Consider the following 18,133-nt stretch of genomic DNA (forward strand, 5'->3'; position numbering starts at 1 on the left):
CGTGATGAACCGCAAGAGGATCGCGGAGTTCGCGGGGAGCGTCGGCCTCGGCGCCTGGGCGGCGTTCGCCGTGCTGGCCCTGGTCGTGACCGGCCGCCACGGCGCCCCGCTCCCCCTGGACCGCACACTGCTCACCTGGTCCCTCGGCCATCGCCCGGACGTGGCGGTGGCCGTGGCCCGGGGACTCACCGCGACCGGCACCGGGTTCGTCCCGTACGCCCTGGTCGTGGTCGCGGGGCTGCTCGCGGGCCGCACCCGACGGCAGCGGCTGATCGCCGCGCTCCTCGGCGTCACCTGCCTGGGACTGGGCCAGACGGCCCGGTTCGGCGTGATGGAACTGGTCGCCCGCGCCCGGCCGCCACAGGCCGACTGGCAGACACAGGCCAGCGGCCTGTCGTTCCCGTCCGGGCACAGCACCACGGCAGCGCTCACCGCCGGCCTGGTGATCCTCGCCCTGTGGGTACGGGCCCCGCACGGTCGTACGGCATGGTGCGCGGCCGCCGCCTGCTGGGGGCTCGCCGTCGGGGCCACCCGGGTGTTTCTCGGCGTGCACTGGGCCACCGATGTGCTCGGCGGCTGGCTGTTCGCCGCCGGCTGGCTCGGGATCTGGCTGTGCGTGGGCGCCCGGTGGGTGCCGGCTCCGGGAGCCCGCAACGGCGTACCGGAGAGACCGGTGACCGCTCCCTGAGTCAGGGCGTGGCGCCCGGTCCGTCCGGGCGGGTGCGGCGCTGTTCGACCATCTCCCCGGTGAGTTCCTCCGTCTCGGGCTCCGGCAGCCGTTCGAAGCCGTCGTCCGTGATGACCGAGACCCGCGGGAAGATACGGCGGTTGATGTCGGGGCCGCCGGTCGCCGAGTCGTCGTCGGCCGCGTCGTAGAGCGCCTGGAGCGCGGCGAGGGCGGCCTCGCGGCGGGTGAAGCCGGGGCGGTACAGCTTCTTCAGGGCACCCCGGGCGTACGGCGACCCACTGCCCTCGGCATGGAACTCCCGCTTCTCGTAGAGGCCGCCGGCGACGTCGAAGCTGAAGATACGGCCGCGTTCGCCCTCGGGCGCCTTGGTGTCGTAGCCGACGAGCAGGGGGACGACGGCGAGGCCCTGCATGGCCTGGCCGAGGTTCTCCCGGATGATCCCGGCGAGGCGGCGGGCCTTGCCGTCGAGGGTCATGGGGATGCCCTCGATCTTCTCGAAGTGGGTCAGCTCGACCTGGTAGAGCTTGACCATGTCGAGGGCGAGGCCGACGGTGCCGGCGAAGGCGACCGCCGTGTGGTCGTCGGCGGGATGCACCTTCTCCAGGTCGCGCTGGGCGATGAGGTTGCCCATGGTGGCGCGGCGGTCGCCGGCGATCAGTACGCCGTCGCGGTAGGCCAGCGCGAGGACGGTCGTGCCGTGCGGGAAGGCGTCGGGTCCGGCCACCGTGCCGGCGGGCAGGGGGCTGCGGGTCGGCAGCAGTCCTGGCCGGTGGGCGGCGAGGAACCCCGCGAAGGACGAGGTCCCGGGCGTGAAGAACTCCTCCCCCAGGCGGCCACCGCTGTCGTAGTCGTTCGCTGCCATGCCACTCCCCTCCCGTGCAGGCCCCTTGAGTCGGCCGACGACATCGGACTCCTACCTGATGCGGGCCGCCGGGAAACGCCTCGCGGGTCACAGCGCCCGGCGCCGGATCAGCACCCCGAGCAGGAGCAGGCCCGGCAGCAACGGCAGCCACACGGTGAGCAGCCGGTATCCGATCACGGCGGAGGCGGCCGCGGCGGCCGGCGTTCCGGAGGCGGTGAGGGCCAGCGCGAGAGCCGCGTCCAGCGAACCGAGGCCGCCCGGGGTGGGCAGCAGCGCGGCGGCACCGCTGGCGGCGAGGTAGAGCAGTGCCACCCGGACCGGAGACAGCGGCAGTTCGACCGCCCGGGCCACGGAGATGAGCACCAGGGTGTGCAGACCGATGAAGGCGAGGGAACCGCCCCACAGCGCGGCCGCACGGGCCGGTCGGGAGTGCAGGGCCCTGATGTCGGCCACCACGGCGGCCACCGCGCCCCGGCAACGGGGCCACACCCGGGCCCGCAGCAGCAGCACGCCCGCCAGGGCGACCACGGCGGCCCCGGCCAGGAGTACGGCCGTGGGCAGGTGCGGGGCCCGCAACAGCCCGGGGCAGGCGGGCGCGAGGACGGCCACGAGGGCCAGCCGGACCACGGCCCCGGCGGCGGCCTTCACCGCGAGGGCCGACGCACCGCGGCCCGGCGGGAGTCCGCAGCGCATCAGGAAGCGCAGGTTCACCGCGCCCGCGCCGACCCCGGCGGGCAGCACATGGTTGGCGGCCGAGGCGGCGAACTGCGCGGCCACCAGTCGCCCGCCGGGGAGCCGGCGGGCGACCGCGCCCTGCTGGGCGAGCGCGGAGGACGCCCAGGTCCCGACCGCCGCCAGGGCCGCCACGAGCAGCCAGCCCTGATCGGCGACGGCGAGCCGGAGCGCCCCGTGCTCCACGACCGGCCAGTGCCGCCGGACCAGCCAGCCCGCACCGAGCAGCACGGCGAGACAGGCGGCGGCATGCCAGTAGACCCCTCGGCGGCTCATGGCGGGCACCGCGTTCACGTTCGGGACCATCGAGGCACCCACCCCTGTTCCCCTACAGCTCGTAGGACCGTCCATGGACTTAGGGGACAAACAGTGACAAATTAACCGAGATTGTGGGTCGAGGCAGCGCCGGTACGCCCACCCGGACAGCGGCACTACAGCCTGTAAGGTTGTGCCATGGCTGGTACCGGGGCCCATGGCAGAGCGGAGCGGCGCAGTGCCGGAGAGCTGGAGAGCGAAGTACTGGCAGCCCTGTGGGCGACCGAACGCCCGTTGACCCCGGCCGAGATCCAGTCCGAGATCGGCGGCGGCCTCGCGTACAACACGGTCCACACGATCCTGAAGCGGCTGTACGACAAGGGCTTGGTGCTGCGGGACGCGGACGGGCGGCGTGGCGCGTACCGGCCGGCGAAGAACGCGGCCGAGCTGACCGCCCAGGCCATGCACGAGGCCCTGGACCGGGGTCCGGATCCGATCGCGGCGCTCCAGCAGTTCGTGTCCGGGCTGAGTCCGGAGGAGGAGCGGGCACTTAGGAACCTGTTCGCCGGGGGCGGCGCATGAGGTTCGACGTCTACACCCCGCTGCTGGTCTCCCTGTTGCTGCCCCTGGTCGGCCCGGTGATCGGCCGGCGGGTGGCCCCGGCGCTGGCCGCCCGCGTGCTCACGTCCGCCGCCGTGCTGACCGCCGCCGCGACCACCTGGTCCCTGATCCTGCTGACGACCGCTCTGGTGGGCGACGCCCCACCGGTGGTCCGGGAAGCCCGGGCGGACGGCCGGCATCTGGCCGACCCGGTGCCCGAGGTGATCGGTATGGCCGCGTGCCTCGCACTGGCCGTGGTGGTCCGGCGGGTGCAGCGGGCGGTGCGGGCCGAGCGCCGTACCCGGCGGACGCTGCGGCGGCTGTGCGAGGGGCATCCGCGGGATGTCGAACTGGTGGTGGCCGCCTCCGAGGTACCGCAGGCGTTCGCGATCCCGGGCCGGCCGGGCCGGATCCTGGTCACGTCGGCGATGCTGAGCGCGCTGGCACCGGCGGAGCGGCGGGTGCTGCTGGCCCACGAACGGGCCCATCTGACCCACCGGCACGGCCGTCTGGTGACGGCGGCGACACTCGCCGAGGCCGCCAACCCGTTGCTCGGCCGGGTCCGTGCCACCGTGTCCTTCCTGGTGGAGCGCTGGGCGGACGAGCAGGCGGCGTCCGCCGTCGGGGACCGGGTGACCACGGCTCGCGCACTTGCCCGCGCCGCCCTCAGCGCGGGCCACGCCCGCCGGTCCTGCGCCCTGAGCTTCACCGACCGCGCGGTCACCCGCAGGATCGCGGCGCTGCAGACCGCCCCGCCCCCGCGTCTGTGGTCCGCCGCCGCGGCCGTTCTCGCGCTGGGCGCGCTGGCCGCGCTGTTCGCGGCCGACGCGACGAGCGATCTGGTGGGGCTGCTGTGGAACGCGCTGACCTGACCGGCAGCCCGTCCGGGGTCTTCCACTGCGACATGACCGCTGCCGCCGGGGGCCTCGTGTGTGCCACCGGCGCGAGGGGGACCGTATGGATCGTCAACATGTCCTCGGTGGCCGGGATCGCGAGCGTGCCCGGTTTCGGTTTCTACAGTGCCGCCAAGTTCGCGGTGGAGGGCATGACGGACGCGCTGCGGACCGAGGTGGAGCCGTTCGGGATCCAGGTCCTCGCCGCGGAGCCGGGTGCCTTCCGCACCCAGGCCTATGCCGGCTTCGTCGAGGAGCCGGCGACCGAGACCGTGGAGGCCTGCCGGGCGTTCGTGGAGACGGTGCGGGTGGACATGGTCGGCCAGGACGGCCGACAGGCCGGCGATCCCCACCGCGGCGTCAAGGCCGTGGTCGACGCCATGAGCCAGGACTCGCCGCCCCGCCGTATCGTGCTGGGCAACCGCGGCTACGACCGCGTCCACGACCAACTGCGCGGCGCCCTGGACGAGCTGCGTGCCCAGGAGACCGCCTCCCGGGCCGCGGACTTCCCCCGAGCGGCGTAGCCCGAGCGCGCACCCCCTGAGCAGCCGCCCCACATCTCGTTCTCCTGGAGGATCAGTGCCCACCGCCGACGAGCTGATCAGCCCCGGCAGCATCCGCAGCCTGGCGTTGATCCTGCAGGAGACCTCACCCGGGACCTCGTCGTGGCAGACCGTGGCCGAGAGCGCTGGGACACTGGCATCGCTGGGCCTGAGCGAACGCGCGCGTACGGTCGGTGAGGCGCTGCTGGCCGACGCCGGCCACGACTACCGCCGGCTGTCCCGCGCGGTCCGCGCGGCCCTGCCCCGGCAGGACTTGACCGGCTGGATGGTCTGGCCGGTCACCGAGGCCGTCGCCACCGCGGCCGCCGAATCCGGCACGGGCTGGGACCTCGACGACGGCCTGACCCTCATGGCCGCCCTCACACCCCGGCTGACCAGCGAATTCGCGCTGCGTACCTTCCTGAACGCAGACCTGGAACGCACCCTTGCCGTCGCCCGGACCTGGACCACCTCACCCGAGGAGGCCGTGCGCCGCCTGGCCAGCGAAGGCACCCGGCCCAAACTGCCCTGGGCGCGCCAGGTCCCCGCCCTCAACCACAACCCCGCCCTGGCCATCCCGATCCTGGACGCCCTCTACCCGGACAGCTCGGCGTTCGTACGCCGCTCGGTCGCCAACCACCTCAACGACGTCTCCCGGCTGGACGCAGGCCTCGCCGGCAGCACCGCCGCGCGCTGGGCCGGCACCCCGCAGGACACCACACCGGCCCTGATCCGCCACGCGATGCGCACCCTGGTCAAGAAAGGCGACCCGACCGCCCTGCGGCTGGTCGGCTTCCACGGCGGCCGCGACGACCTCACGGTCGTCGGACCGCTGCCGGAAGAGACCGACATCCCGTTCGGAGGCGCGCTCGCCTTCACCGCCCGGATCACGAACATCTCCCGGCGGCCGGTCACCCTCTCCATCGACTACGTCATCCATCACATGAAGGCGAACGGCAGGACCGCACCGAAAGTCTTCAAGCTCGCCAAACGCACCCTGGACCCCGGCCGTTCGACCGAGGTCACACGCGAGCACTCGTTCCGGCCGATCAGTACCCGCGTCTACTACCCAGGCGCCCACCAGGTGCAACTCCAGGTCAACGGCCACCAGTTCGACGCTGTCGACTTCCGGTTGCTGCAGCCCTGACGGCAACCGTCCAGGCCGGCTCAGGCGTTGGGGCGCTTGCCGTGATTGGCCTTCTTCTTCTTGCGGGCCCGTCGCTTGTTCCCTCGCTTGGCCATGGCACATATCTCCCTGATTCCGTCATTCTCCGGGCCTCGCCAGTCTAGATTCGCCCCGATATGTCCGCATCAGGTGACGCTGCCCTCAGGCCGGCCGGTTCGGAGCCCGGTGCGGTGGCTGGCGCGGAGCCGGGCCCGGGCGTGCCGGGGGCACCGCGCGCACGGCGGGGCCGTCGGTGCCGACCGTCACCGGCTCCCCGTAGTGGTGGACGGTGAGCGGTGGGCCGTCGAGAAGGGTGTAGGTCGCCTTGTCGGAGCCGATCTCCACGCGCAGCCTGCTGTCCCGCAGCTGCAGGCTGAAGGCCAGCCGGCGCAGCCGCTCCGGCAGCCGGGGGGCGAAGCGGGCTCCGTCGTCGTAGTGGCGCAGCCCGCCGAATCCGGCGACCAGGGCCATCCAGGTGCCGGCGAGGGAGGCGATGTGCAGTCCGTCGCGGGTGTTGTGCTCCAGGTCGTCGAGGTCCATCAGAGCGGCCTCGGCGGTGTAGGCGTGGGCGAGGGTGAGGTGGCCGGCCTGGGCTGCCACGACGGCCTGGCAGCAGGCGGACAGGGAGGAGTCGCGTACGGTCAGCGGTTCGTAGTAGGCGAAGTTGCGGGCGATGTGCTCCTCGTCGAAGAAGGCCTCGCAGGTGTACATCGCCAGCACCAGGTCGGCCTGTTTGACGACCTGTTTGCGGTAGAGGTCGAAGTAGGGGAAGTTCAGCAGCAGCGGGTACTGCTCGGGGCGGGTGCTCTCGAAGTCCCAGCGCTGGTAGCGGGTGAACCCGGCGTGCTGTTCGTGGACGCCCAGTTCGTCGTTGTAGGGGATGTGCACGGACTCGGCCGCGTCCCGCCAGGCGGCGCTCTCCTCCGCGTCGACGCCGAGCCGGGCCGCCTGGCGCGGGTGGCGTTCGACGGCGTCGGCGGCGGCCAGCAGGTTCGCCCGGGCCATCAGGTTGGTGTACGTGTTGTCGTCGGCGACCGCGCTGTACTCGTCGGGGCCGGTGACGCCGTCGATGTGGAAGGCGCCCCGGCTGTCGTGGTGGCCGAGCGAACGCCACAACCGGGCGGTCTCCACGAGCAGTTCGACGCCGGTGTCCCGTTCGAAGTCCGTGTCGCCGGTGGCGGCGACATAGCGGACCACCGCGTCGGCGACGTCGGCGTTGACATGGAAGGCCGCCGTACCCGCCGGCCAGTACGCCGAGCCCTCCGAGCCCGCTATGGTCCGCCAGGGGAACGCGGCCCCGTCCAGGCCCAGTTGGGTGGCGCGTTCACGGGCGGCGGGCAGGGTGTTGTGCCGCCAGCGCAGCGCCTCGGCGACGGCGCCGGGGGCGGTGTGGGTGAGGACGGGCAGCACGAACATCTCGGTGTCCCAGAAGGCGTGCCCGTCGTACCCGGAGCCGGTCAGGCCCTTGGCGGGTATCGCCCGCTGCTCGGCGCGGGCCCCGGCCTGCAGGACGTGGAAGAGGGCGAAGCGGACGGCCTGCTGGACCTCCTCGTCGCCGTCCACCTCCACATCGGCCCGGGACCAGAAGTCGTCCAGGTAGCCGCGCTGTTCGTCGACCAGCCCCTGCCAGCCCTCGTGCGAGGCGGCCGCGAGGGCCGCGTCCACCTGGTCGGCCATCGCGGGCAGCGAGCGCACCCCGGACCAGCCGTGCGCGACGAACTTCGCCACCCGCAGCCGCTCCCCCGGCTCCAGCACGGAGGTGACGGTCAGCCGGGCCACGTCCGCACCGCTCTCGGCGTGGGTGGAGGTCCGCTCGGGCCCGGAGACCGTGTGGTCGGCGGCGACGGCGACCCGCAGGCCGCTGTGCCGGGTGCGGTGCACGAGCCGCAGCCGCTGTCCGGAGGCGAAGCCGTCCTCCTGCTCCAGCGGCGACTGGAGCGCCTGGGCCGCGCGTGGATCGCCGTCCGACTCAGGGAGCTGCTCGTTGGCGACCAGCTCGGACTGGATCACGATCCGGCAGCGCCGGTCGACCGCCTCCACCGCGTAGGAGACCGCGGCCACCGCCCGCTGGGTCAGCGACACCAGCCGGGTCGAGCGCACCCGCACGGTGGATCCGGCGGGCGAGGTCCACTCGCAGGTCCGCTCCAGGACTCCCCGGCGCAGGTCGAGGACCCTCTCATGGGCGACGAGCCGGCCGTAGCGCAGGTCGAAGGGCTCGTCGTCGACCAGCAGTCGCAGGATCTTGCCGTTGGTGACGTTGATGACCGTCTGCCCGGACTCCGGATAGCCGTAGCCGGCCTCGGCGTACGGCAGCGGGTGCACCTCGTGCACGCCGTTGAGGTAGCTGCCGGGCAGGCCGTGCGGTTCGCCCTCGTCGAGGTTGCCGCGCCAGCCGACGTGTCCGTTGGACAGCGCGAACACCGACTCGCTCTGCGCGAGCACGTCGAGGTTGAGCTCGGTCTCGCGGACCGCCCAGGGTTCCACGGCGTACGACCGGTGGGTGATCACTGCTTGCCTCCCAGTTCGGCGAGGTCCTTCACGACCGTGTCCGCGCCGTGCGCGTAGAGGGCGTCGGTCTGTCCGACGCGGTCGACTCCGACGACGTACCCGAAACGGCCCGCGCGACCCGCGTCCATCCCGGCGAGGGCGTCCTCGAAGACGGCCGCCCGGGACGGCTCGACGCCGAGGTCGTGGGCGGCGGCCAGGAAGGTGTCCGGGTGCGGCTTGCCGGGCAGCCGGCGCTCGGCGGCCACGACCCCGTCGATACGGACGTCGAAGAAGTGCTCGGCACCGATCGAGCGCAGCACGTCAAGGCAGTTGGCGCTGGAGGAGACGATCGCGGTGCGCAGTCCGTGCGCTCGGACCGCCTCCAGATAGCGCAGGGTGCCGTCGTATGCCTCGACGCCGTCGGTGCGGATCTTCTCCAGGAGCAGTACGTTCTTGCGGTTGCCGAGGCCGTGCACGGTGGGTGCGTCGGGTGGGTCGTCCGGGGTGCCCTCGGGCAGGTGGATGCCCCGGGAGTCGAGGAAGGCGCGGACACCGTCGGCCCGTGGGCGGCCGTCGACGTACTCGTCGTAGTCGGCTGTCGCGTCGAAGGGGCGCTGGCCGTCGTAGCCGCGCAGGAAGGCGTCGAAGGTCTCCTTCCAGGCCGCCGCGTGCACGACGGCGGTCTTGGTGACGACCCCGTCGAGATCGAAGAGACAGGCCTGGATGGTGTCGGGCAGACCGAGTGCAGTCATGTCCGGCATCTTCCCCACCGCGCGCCTTTGAGGGGGTGGCCTCCGCCACATCCCGGGGCCGGTGTCACACTTTTTGCGTGCCGCTGACTTTCGACGACCTCCTCGACCGCGCCCGTTCACTCGCCGGACGCGGTCCGCGCGCGATCCTCGGCATCGCGGGCAGCCCCGGCGCCGGGAAGACGACCCTCGCCGAGCGGCTGGTGCGGGAGTTGAACGGCACGGGCGAGCCGTGGGTGGCGCATGTGCCCATGGACGGCTTCCATCTGGCCGACGTCGAGCTGGAACGCCTTGGCCTCAGGGACCGCAAGGGCGCGCCCGCGACCTTCGACGCGGCCGGGTACGCGGCGCTGCTGCGGCGGCTGCGCGAGGACACCGGCGACGTGGTGTACGCGCCGGGCTTCGAGCGGGTGCTGGAACAGCCGATCGCGGGCGCGATCCCGGTGCTGCCGACGGCCCGGCTGGTGGTGACGGAGGGCAACTACCTGCTGCTGGCGGACGGGTTGTGGGCGCGGGTACGGCCGGCCCTGGACGAGGTGTGGTTCTGCGAGCTCGACGAGACCGAGCGGCTACGCCGACTGGTCGCCCGGCACGAGGAGTTCGGCAAGGGGTACGAGCAGGCCGTGGCCTGGGTGGCGGGCACCGACCAGCTCAACGCCGACCTGGTCGCCGCCACCCGGGACCGGGCTGACCTGGTGATTCCGGAGACGGTGCTGGGCAGCGCCCCGTAGGGGGCGCTGGGGGTGCCCCCGGCCGAAGGCTGGGGGAGGAACTGCGCGACCAGCCACGACGGCGCCGCAGTCCGCGGACGGCATGCCGCGGCAATGCCGGCCGAGCGGCTCAGCAGGCGGTGAGGGCGAGTTCGGGCACGCCGTGGGCGTCCTCGGGCCCGATGACAGCCGTGAACGCCTCGGTGCGCACGGTGAGGTCGCCCTCGAAGGACGGCGCGAAGTCACCGGCGGCCCCGTACCGTACGGCGAACACCTGCAGGTGCTCCGGTGCGCCCGGCGCCGGTTCGGCCTCGTAGGCGCTGGAGGTCACCAGGTGGCTCCAGCCCTCGTCCGGGTTCCCGTAGCCGCGCGGGTCGGCGGCGAGGGCGAACGCGGCCTGTTCCTGGGTGAGTTCCGCGCGTGCGTCGAAGTGGTCGGCGCCCTGGGCTGAGGGGTGTGTGAGCCGCAGCGCACCCGCCGCCGCGACCTCCCCCTCGGCGACCCGGCGCACCCGGTCCCCGTCGTCCGCCGCGTACGGCAGCCCGGCCAGCAGGTACGGCGTCCCGTCGAAACGTTCCACGGCCACCGTCACCCACAGGCTGGTGCCGTCCGTGACATACAGGGAGCGCACCTGCCGCAGGACGTGGTCGCGCCCCACGACCGGCTTGCTGACCAGCTTGGCGGTCAGGCCGTCGGCGCTCACGTCCCGGACGCGGACCTCGCCCATCGGCCGGCAGAACAGGAAGCCGTCCAGGACCGGGCCGAAGCCGTGCTGCCGGTTCACCGCCGCCGGGAGGTAGTAGGTGCCGGCCGTCTCGACCAGGGCCGGGGTCATCCTGCTGTCGAAGGCCACCGAGACGGATCCCGCGCGGAGTTGATGGCGGGCCGGGGTGGTCGACGGGGTGCGGTGCCAGGGGGTGGTGTCCTGGATCTGCCAGACCAGCATCCAGGCGAAGTGCCCGTCCACACCGCCGTCCGGCTTGACCGCGTGCCGCCCCCAGTTGGTGTCGCCCCGGTAGCGGCCCAGGTCCGAGCCGATCCGGGCGCCGAAGTAGCGCAGGCCGAGCACCGATTCGAAGGCGGAGTGCTGTTCGCTGTAGCGGGGGCCGCCGTTGTCGAAGCCGCCGTTCGTCAGGCGGGCGTCGATGTACCGCGCGAGCGCGTCGCCGTCCTCGGCGAACATCTCCGCGCCGCTGATCCGGTGCGCCTGGGCGAGGAAGGAGAGGGAGATCGGGCCGTAGTTGTTGTCGTAGGCGCCGCCGTGCTCGGGCGGCAGCAGGGCACCCCGGTCGAGGACGCGATGGGCGCGGATCTCGTCGGCGTACAGGGTCAGGGCCCGCTCACGGACCGGCTCCCCTTCCCCGGTGGGGAGATGGCGGGCGAGCATCAGCCCGCCGACCACGCATCCGATCGCCTGGTTGCCGGCCTCCTGCGGGTTGAAGAAGGTGGCCTCGGTGAGCCAGCTCCAGTAGCCCTGGGCCAGCGCCAGGAGTTCGGCGCGCTGTCCGTCGTCGACCAGACCGTCCGACAGGTCCAGGACGTCGACGGCCTGGAGCAGCGCCCACACGGTGCTCGGCCAGTCCCCGATCGGATGCGCGCCCGCCGCCAGGACGTAACGCGCGTACGGGAAACCGGAGTCGCGGACCGTGAGGTTCGGGTAGCCGGGGTTGTCCTCGGTGTACACGCGCTCGCGCAGGTGGAAGGCGAGACTGCGGTGCACGGCCTCCGGGAGGCGCGGGTCCTTGGAGCGCTGCCAGGCGAGGGCCAGCAGGGAGGTGATGCCGAGGGAGGTGTCGCCGATGTCGTCGTCGGCGTCGGGGTGTTCGAGGTTGCCCTCGGCGGTGAGGCGGGACAGGGCCTGCTCCACGACGTCGGCGAGGACCGCGTCGTACGCCTCGGGGGTGGACGGCAGGTCGTGCAGCGGGCCGAGTTGGCGCGGCAGATGCATCGGAGGAGGTCAGCCCTTCATGCCGGAGGTGGCCATGGCGTGGGTCGTCGGGGTCAGAGGAGAGGCGCGGGTCGGTGGGCGCGCAGTGCGACGGTCAGGCTCTGCGGGCCCTGCCCGCCTATGTAGACGCGGTTTCCCGTCGTCGCGTCGGTGCCGCCCACCACGGTGTGGTCCTGGCCCGGGTCGTACCGCAGTATGTCGCTCCGGTCCGGCCCGGCGAGCGGTTCGCCCGCCTCGACCTCGGCCTCGACCCGGATCTCGTCGTCACCGACCCGGTAGGTCAGCGGCCCGGTCGTCAGGCACCAGCGTCCGTCGCCGATCGGTACGGCGCCCTCGGGCACGCCGCCCGGCCGGAAGGTCAGTTCGAGGGCCCAGGGCACCGGTGGTCCGTCGATGTCGATCCGCAGGTCGGCGCCGTCCTCCCGCAGGTCCACGTCGACGCGGGTCGTCTGGGAGACCTCGTCCCGGGGGCGGTCCGGGAAGGCCATCGCGGCCGAGAAGCGTCCCTCGTCCGCCATCCGGTAGGCGCCGTCGGCCCGCCGCAGGTCCGGCGGGAGCGGCTGGTAGTAGGCCGCGGTGAGGGTTTCGGTGAGCCGGTACCGGTTGCCGGCGAGCTGTTCCATGCCTGCGGCGCGGAACGGGCCGAGGTCGAAGAATCCCCGTGAGAGGCGGACCGCGTCGAGGACGGCGTCGCCGGCGAACAGGCGCAGGAAGGTGGGGTTGCAGGCGAGGCCCGAGCGGATGCGCCGGTGCTCGGGCACGTCCGAGCCGCCGTACAGGACGGTGTGCGCGGTGGCGGAGGCGCGGGTGGCGAGGCGTGCGGTGGTGAGGTAGCGGCCGCGGGGCAGGGGTTCCGGCGCCGGTGTCGGCAGTGCGCGGCACAGGTCGGGGGTGAGGATGGTCTGGGCGAGCAGGTCGGGGTCGTCGATGCCGTCGGCGGCCGCCAGCCGCGCCGCCCTGCTGAGGTCGCCCCGGCCGGTGCGGATCGCGAGCAGCCGGTAGTGCGGCAGGTAGGGCGCCAGCGGGAACGGGTGCTGCTGGTCCTGCCGTCGTGAGTGGACGGTCTCCACCGTGCCGTCCGGCCTGATGAGGTCCAGCGTCGCGGTGAGGTTGCGTTCGACGGCGTCCCGCAGGTCGGTGCGGCCGAGCACGTCGGCCAGCAGCAGCAGTGACGGGTTGGTCACGTGGGACGCGTAGACGGCGCTGCGCTCCGAGTAGAGGCCCTCCGCGTCGATGTCGACGCCCTCGGCGAGCCACTGCTCGACGCGGGCCGGCAGCCGGTCGTCCGGGAACGACCGGTGCAGCCGGGCCAGCGCCGCGCACAGCTCCCAGCGGTGGTTCGGGGTGTGCACCCCGCCGGTCAGGAGGGCGCCGGTGGCGGCGCCGGCGATCTCGGCGAGCGCGGCCGTGACCTCGCGCAGTTCCGGCCCCGCGCCGGCGGCGAGGACATGCGCGTCGCACACGTCGTTGACGGTGAACGCGGAGTCCGGCGGTGACTGCACGTTGTCGCCGCCGGCGAAGAGGCCGGTGGGTGTCTGTGCGGCCCTCAGGGCGCGGAGGTGGGTCGTCGCGGCGGCGACGGCCTGCCCGCTGCTGTGCAGTGCCGAGTCCGGGGACCGGTACGCCGCGACCAGAGTCTTCACCCGGCGTGCCAGAGCGCGGTGCGGCACCCCGGCGGGTTCCTCGCCGGGGCCGGCCGCCAGCGGGGCGGCCGACCCGTCGGCGGCGAGTGCCACCGCGCGGACGAACTCGTGGTCGAGCGGGGTGGGCAAGATCAGTCCTTCAGTCCGGCGTTGATGTCGGCGCCCATCACATAGCGCTGGAAGACCAGGAAGATGACGATCAGCGGGATCATGGAGATCACCGATGCGCCGAGCAGTACCGACCAGTTGATGTTCTGCGCGCCGACGATGCTCTGGATGCCGATCTGCACGGTGAACTTGTCGGGGTCGTTCAGCATCAGCAGCGGCCAGATGTAGTCGTTCCACCGCCACTGGAAGGACAGGATGGCGAGGGTCAGCATGATGGGCCGGGAGAGCGGCACCATGATCCGCAGGAAGATCGACAGTTCACGGGCGCCGTCGATGCGGGCGGCTTCCACGAGTTCGTCGGGAACCGTCAGGAAGAACTGGCGGAACATGAAGCATCCGGTCGCGGTGAGCACGGCCGGGAGGATGACGCCGGCGAACGAGTTGTAGAGGCCTAGGTTGCGGACCACCAGGAACTCGGGGGCGAGCATGACCTCGCCGGGCAGCATCGTGGTGGCCAGGATGCAGATGAAGAACGCCTTGAGCCATTTGTTGTCGTACTTGGCCAGCGCGTACCCGGTGCAGCAGCTGGCGCCCACCGTGAGGATCGTCGTGATCACGCACACGAGGGTCGTGTTGATGAAGTACTGCGAGAAGTTGGCACTGCGCCACGCCGTCAGGTAACCGGACAGGGTGGGGTTGTGCGGAACCATCGTCAGCGGATAGGAGAACAGGTCCCCGGCCGGCTTGAAGGAGCTGAGGATGAACCACAGCACCGGCAGCCCGTAGAGGCACGCCAGGATCCACAGCAGCGTCGTCGCGGGGACCGCCCGCCGGAGCCCGCCGCTGTTCGCGCCGCGGGACCGCTTCTTGGAGACGGACCGTTCGGGATCGGCGTCGACCGGGCGTGGCAGGTCTGTGGTTGTCATCGGTTCTCCACCCGTCGGTTGACGATCAGCTGGATGATCGCGACGGCCATCAGGATGAGCATGAGCACGAACGACGCGGCGCTCGCGTAGCCGATCTGGCCCCGTTGGAATCCGGTCTGGTAGATGTACTGGACAAGCAGGTTGTTCGACGTTCCGGGTCCGCCGTTGTTGAGGGAGACGAACACCGGGTATTCCTTCATCGCGTTGATCGTGTTGAGCAGGATGACGATGAAGGAGGTGGGCGCGATGCTCGGCAGCGTGATGCTGAAGAACTGGCGCCATGGGCCGGCGCCGTCGAGCGAGGCCGCCTCGTAGTACGACACCGGTACGTTCTTGATCGCCGCGATGAACAGCAGCATCGAGAAGCCCGTCCAGGCCCAGGACGCCGCCATCACCACCACGAGCAGCGAGAGGTCCGCGTTGGACTGCCACGGAACGGCGTGGCCGCCGAGCTTCTCTATGAAGTAGTTGACCAGTCCGAAGTTCTCGCCGAACAGCCACCGCCACAGGACACCCACGACGATGGGCGACAGCAGCCACGGGATGAAGAAGATGATCCGTGCGACCGACGTGCCCTTGGCGTGCTTGCTCACCAGCACATTGGCGATGAGCAGCGAGACCGCGAAGTTCAGCGGCACGAAGAGGACCGCGTACAGCAGCGTCCGGGTCAGCGCGTCGTAGAAGGCGGAGTCCCCGAACAGGTTGTGGTAGTTGTCCAGTCCGACGAACTGGAACGCCCCCACACCCGTGTAGTTCGTGAAGGAGTAGACGAGCCCGATCACCGCCGGCCACACGAAGAACAGGGCGAAGAGCACGACATTGGCCGCGATGAGGACGAGCGGCGCAAGGGTGTAGGTGCTGCGTCGCCTGGGCGGGCTCCCGGACACGTCCGAGGCGCGTTTTGTCATCTTCCTGACTCCGTGCTGTGGGGATGGATTGCCGTGGGCTCGGGCCATGAGCCCGTGATCAGGCGGCCGGCCGGGGCCGGGCGGCGGGGTCGAGACACCGCCGCCCGGCCCACCGGCCTGTGATCAGCCGCCGACCTGCTGGTTGTAGCCGTCGACGATGTTCTGGAGGGCCTTGTCGGCCGACTGCTGGCCGTTGATCGCCTTGCCGAGCTCCGTCTTGGTCGGGTCGGTGGTGAGGCTCTTGCCCTTCAGCACCCACGCGGTCTGCGCGTTGTTGAAGTAACCCGAGATCGGGGCGTAGAGCGGGATCTCCTCGTTGTACAGCTTGAACGCCGCCTGCGCCGCCTCGGAGGTGAAGGGGTACTTCGGGCTCAGACCGCTCTCGACGGGGAGGAACCCGGAGGACTCGACCAGCTGGGTGTACTGCTTCGGGTCGTACACCCAGGACATGAACTTCTTCGCGGCGGTGGCCGCGTCGCTGTTGTTGTTGAAGCCGACCATCATGCCGCCGCTGTTGACGTCACTGGCCTGCACCGGCTGAGCGGGGGTCGGGACGCTCGCCCAGTCGAACTTCTTGATGCTGTCCGCGAAGGAGGCGACCTGCCACACGCCGGACCAGTAGGCGACCACGTCACCGCTCTGGAACAGGGCCGACGGGTCGGCGCCGCTGGTCCACACCGACTTCGGCATGACCTTGTCGTCGTTCAGTCCGACGAAGTACTTCACGGCCTTCTTGGTCGCGGCGTCCACCGAGAACTTGCCGGAGGAGTCGGCGTGGACGTACTGCCCGCCCATCTCGTACACCATGGCGCGCAGCCGGGACGGCGACTGGTCGAAGGTCAGGGAGTACTTGGCGCCGGTCTTCTCGCGGACCTTGTTCGCCGCGGCGATGAACTCGTCCCAGGTCCAGGTGTTCGAGGGCGAGGCCGGGACGGCGACGCCGGCCTTCTTGAACAGCGTCTTGTTGATGTACAGGCCGGACGCGGTGACGTCCGAGGGGATGGACAGCACCTTCCCGGACGTGTCCTTGGCGAGGAAGTTGGAGTTGATGTTGTAGCTCTTGTTGTTGGCGATGGAGCTGAGGTCGATCAGCTTGTTCGACCAGATCGGGTCCAGCGCCGGCACGTCGGCGACGTCGGGCAGGGAGTTCGCCTGCGCGGCGTTGTGCAGCTTCGTCGGGTAGCCGTCGTAGGGGATGTTGACGAGCTTGACGTTGACGCCCGTTTCCTTCTTGTACTGCGCCACCAGCTTCTTCCAGCCCGCGTCCTGGCCCGGAACCGTGGAGATCCAGAACGTCAGCGACTTGGCGGTCCCGCCCGAGCCGGAGCCCGACCCGCAGGCGGAGAGCAGCAGGGCACCTGCCGCGGTCGCGGCAGCGAGGGGAACCAGGCGGCGCATACCGCCGCGGCCGAGTCGGCGAGAGCGCCGCACACCCACAGTGGTCATCTTCGATCCCATTTCTTCGGAGGGACGGAGCACGGCGCCGGCTGAGGCGGCACAGGTGCATTTTTTGAGGAAAGTCACTTTCCGGGGGCGCGGCCTCGCCCGGCCGCATCGTCCACGCGGGGCGAGATCCCCGGCCGTCCTGGCCGTCACCGCACGGACACGCCCTCGTGCGGTTGCCGTACGTCGTGTACGGGCTGGGAGGCTCACCCCAAGCCGGTGTCCCGACCGGCTTAGAAAGCGCTTGTCCGGACATTGGCAGACCAAGTCGGAGGCCGTCAATCCTTCACCTGCGCTCCTTCGGTCACGTTTTGGACTCCTTGCGCCACGGCGAGACGGGCGGCCCCCACCACGGTACCGAGGTCGCCGATCTGGCTGCTCACCACCTCGGTGGGCCAGCTCAGCCGCCCCAGCTCGGCCCGCACGCCGGGCAGCAGCTGCGGATCGGCGCCCGTGCTGCCGCCCAGTACGAGCAGCCCCGGGTCCAGTACGGCGGTCACGGCGGCGGCCAGCCGGCCCACGTCGGCGGCGTGCCGGGCGACGAGGGAACGGGCGGGCTCCCGGCCCTGGGCGGCCAGCGCGAAGAGCCGGTCGGCTGTGCGCGGGCGTGGACCGTCGGCAGGCCGCCAGGCCTGGGCAGCCCGGCGCAGCAGTGCCTGGGAGCCCACGTAGGCCTCCAGAGCCTCCTGGCGGGGCTCCCGGTCGTCGTCCCAGGGGTAGGGCAGCCGGGCGAGCTCACCGGCGGCTCCGTTGGCACCACGCAGCACCTGGCCGCCGATGACGATGCCGAGACCGATACCGACGCCGATCCGCAGATAGCCGAAGGTGCGCCGGCCCCGGGCGGCCCCCTCGTGGAGTTCCGCGAGGGCCGCGCAGTTCACGTTGTTCTCCAGGTGGACGGGAACGCCAGGCGGCAGCGCGACGGACACCGCGTCGAAGACGGGTCCCGCCTTGGCGGTGGCCGGGCGCATGCCGCCGCTCGTCCGGTCGGGCTCGGTGACGTCACCGACGGCGACCACGATGGCCCGCAGCGGTGCGTCCGCCGGCAGCGCGTCCAGCGCCTCGCGGACGGCGTCGGCCGCCCGGGCCCTCGGTGTGCTGACCTCGGCGAGCAGGGTGCCGTCCAGGGCACAGCAGCGCACCCGGGTGCGGGCCGGGCCGAGGTCGACGGCGAGCACCGAGCCGGCGGCGGGGCCGAGGCCGTATACGGCGGCGGAGCGGCCGGTGCCGCTGGAGGCGGTACCGGAGTGGGTGGCCAGCCTCGCTCCCTCCAGTTCCGCGACGGCGGCGGAGACCGTCGGTTTGGACAGGCCGGCGAGGCTCGCCAGCTGCGGCCGGGTGGCGCTGCCGGCCTGGGCCAGCACGGCGAACACCGCGCCGGCGCTCTCGGTGAGACGGGGGGCTTCAGTCACGACGTGTTCCACAGTTCCCCCATGGGTCAGGGGCCGCGCTCCCGGGTGTCGTGGGATGCGGC

Annotated in this window: 17 protein-coding genes; 6 read left to right on the plus strand and 11 right to left on the minus strand. The window is 71.9% G+C overall.

The genetic code is table 11. The features are described from left to right. The first annotated feature begins 4 nt into the window (after nucleotides 1–4). A complete protein-coding gene (locus ACIRR9_RS07685) occupies nucleotides 5–688 on the plus strand; it encodes a phosphatase PAP2 family protein (protein WP_403748660.1) in 684 nt (227 codons plus the stop codon). A 1-nt stretch (nucleotide 689) separates the two neighbouring features. On the opposite strand, the gene prcB is transcribed toward ACIRR9_RS07685, so the two are convergent. After that, entirely contained in the window at nucleotides 690–1,550 is an 861-nt protein-coding gene (gene prcB, locus ACIRR9_RS07690; protein ID WP_403748662.1) for a proteasome subunit beta, read from the minus strand. Between the two features lie 87 nt (nucleotides 1,551–1,637). Continuing rightward, complete coding sequence (locus ACIRR9_RS07695) at nucleotides 1,638–2,558, minus strand: lysylphosphatidylglycerol synthase domain-containing protein (RefSeq protein WP_403748664.1); 921 nt, start codon at nucleotides 2,556–2,558, stop codon at nucleotides 1,638–1,640. Between the two features lie 177 nt (nucleotides 2,559–2,735). On the opposite strand from ACIRR9_RS07695, the gene ACIRR9_RS07700 reads away from it, so the two are divergent. From ACIRR9_RS07700 to ACIRR9_RS07715, 4 genes are read left to right on the plus strand one after another with little or no spacing between them, the layout of a single operon-like run. Further along, complete coding sequence (locus ACIRR9_RS07700; protein ID WP_123979401.1) at nucleotides 2,736–3,119, plus strand: BlaI/MecI/CopY family transcriptional regulator; 384 nt, start codon at nucleotides 2,736–2,738, stop codon at nucleotides 3,117–3,119. Continuing rightward, complete coding sequence (locus ACIRR9_RS07705) at nucleotides 3,116–4,009, plus strand: M56 family metallopeptidase (RefSeq protein ID WP_403748666.1); 894 nt, start codon at nucleotides 3,116–3,118, stop codon at nucleotides 4,007–4,009. Before ACIRR9_RS07700 ends, ACIRR9_RS07705 begins: the two co-directional genes overlap by 4 nt. Next, nucleotides 3,991–4,554: an SDR family NAD(P)-dependent oxidoreductase gene (locus tag ACIRR9_RS07710; RefSeq protein WP_403748668.1), complete on the plus strand. Its 564-nt coding sequence runs from the start codon at nucleotides 3,991–3,993 to the stop codon at nucleotides 4,552–4,554. The genes ACIRR9_RS07705 and ACIRR9_RS07710 overlap by 19 nt, the downstream gene beginning before the upstream one ends. A 55-nt stretch (nucleotides 4,555–4,609) precedes the next feature. Next, a complete protein-coding gene (locus ACIRR9_RS07715) occupies nucleotides 4,610–5,719 on the plus strand; it encodes a DNA alkylation repair protein (RefSeq protein ID WP_403748670.1) in 1,110 nt (369 codons plus the stop codon). A gap of 20 nt (nucleotides 5,720–5,739) precedes the next feature. Here the strand turns inward: ACIRR9_RS07715 and ACIRR9_RS07720 are convergent, their stop codons facing one another. From ACIRR9_RS07720 to ACIRR9_RS07730, 3 genes are all read right to left on the minus strand, one after another. Continuing rightward, the gene (locus ACIRR9_RS07720) at nucleotides 5,740–5,814 is read right to left on the minus strand and encodes a 50S ribosomal protein bL37 (RefSeq protein ID WP_100661309.1); all 75 of its coding nucleotides are present in this window, start codon (nucleotides 5,812–5,814) and stop codon (nucleotides 5,740–5,742) included. A gap of 85 nt (nucleotides 5,815–5,899) precedes the next feature. Then, entirely contained in the window at nucleotides 5,900–8,245 is a 2,346-nt protein-coding gene (locus tag ACIRR9_RS07725; protein WP_403748673.1) for a glycoside hydrolase family 65 protein, read from the minus strand. Next, entirely contained in the window at nucleotides 8,242–8,976 is a 735-nt protein-coding gene (locus tag ACIRR9_RS07730) for an HAD family hydrolase (RefSeq protein WP_403748676.1), read from the minus strand. Before ACIRR9_RS07730 ends, ACIRR9_RS07725 begins: the two co-directional genes overlap by 4 nt. 77 nt (nucleotides 8,977–9,053) lie before the next feature. On the opposite strand from ACIRR9_RS07730, the gene ACIRR9_RS07735 reads away from it, so the two are divergent. Continuing rightward, the gene (locus ACIRR9_RS07735; protein WP_403748678.1) at nucleotides 9,054–9,704 is read left to right on the plus strand and encodes a nucleoside/nucleotide kinase family protein; all 651 of its coding nucleotides are present in this window, start codon (nucleotides 9,054–9,056) and stop codon (nucleotides 9,702–9,704) included. Nucleotides 9,705–9,813: 109 nt separating this feature from the next. Here the strand turns inward: ACIRR9_RS07735 and ACIRR9_RS07740 are convergent, their stop codons facing one another. The 6 genes from ACIRR9_RS07740 to ACIRR9_RS07765 form a co-directional block, all read right to left on the minus strand. Next, nucleotides 9,814–11,631, minus strand: coding sequence for a hypothetical protein (locus tag ACIRR9_RS07740; protein WP_403748680.1), 1,818 nt, complete (start codon nucleotides 11,629–11,631; stop codon nucleotides 9,814–9,816). A gap of 53 nt (nucleotides 11,632–11,684) precedes the next feature. Next, a complete protein-coding gene (locus ACIRR9_RS07745; RefSeq protein ID WP_403748682.1) occupies nucleotides 11,685–13,403 on the minus strand; it encodes a hypothetical protein in 1,719 nt (572 codons plus the stop codon). A gap of 2 nt (nucleotides 13,404–13,405) precedes the next feature. Next, nucleotides 13,406–14,308, minus strand: a complete 903-nt coding sequence (locus ACIRR9_RS07750; RefSeq protein WP_403748684.1) for a carbohydrate ABC transporter permease — start codon at nucleotides 14,306–14,308, stop codon at nucleotides 13,406–13,408. Continuing rightward, nucleotides 14,305–15,216: a sugar ABC transporter permease gene (locus ACIRR9_RS07755; protein WP_316768053.1), complete on the minus strand. Its 912-nt coding sequence runs from the start codon at nucleotides 15,214–15,216 to the stop codon at nucleotides 14,305–14,307. The genes ACIRR9_RS07750 and ACIRR9_RS07755 overlap by 4 nt, the downstream gene beginning before the upstream one ends. Before the next feature lie 123 nt (nucleotides 15,217–15,339). After that, nucleotides 15,340–16,662 (minus strand): ABC transporter substrate-binding protein, encoded by a 1,323-nt coding sequence (locus ACIRR9_RS07760; RefSeq protein WP_403748686.1) that lies wholly within the window; start codon nucleotides 16,660–16,662, stop codon nucleotides 15,340–15,342. 275 nt (nucleotides 16,663–16,937) lie between these two features. Beyond that, on the minus strand, nucleotides 16,938–18,071 hold the full coding sequence (locus tag ACIRR9_RS07765) for an ROK family transcriptional regulator (protein WP_403748688.1): 1,134 nt from the start codon (nucleotides 18,069–18,071) through the stop codon (nucleotides 16,938–16,940). Nucleotides 18,072–18,133: the final 62 nt, after the last annotated feature.

Source organism: Streptomyces sp. NPDC101234 (assembly GCF_044767525.1).
In the GTDB taxonomy this organism is placed as follows: Bacteria; Actinomycetota; Actinomycetes; order Streptomycetales; family Streptomycetaceae; genus Streptomyces; species Streptomyces sasae.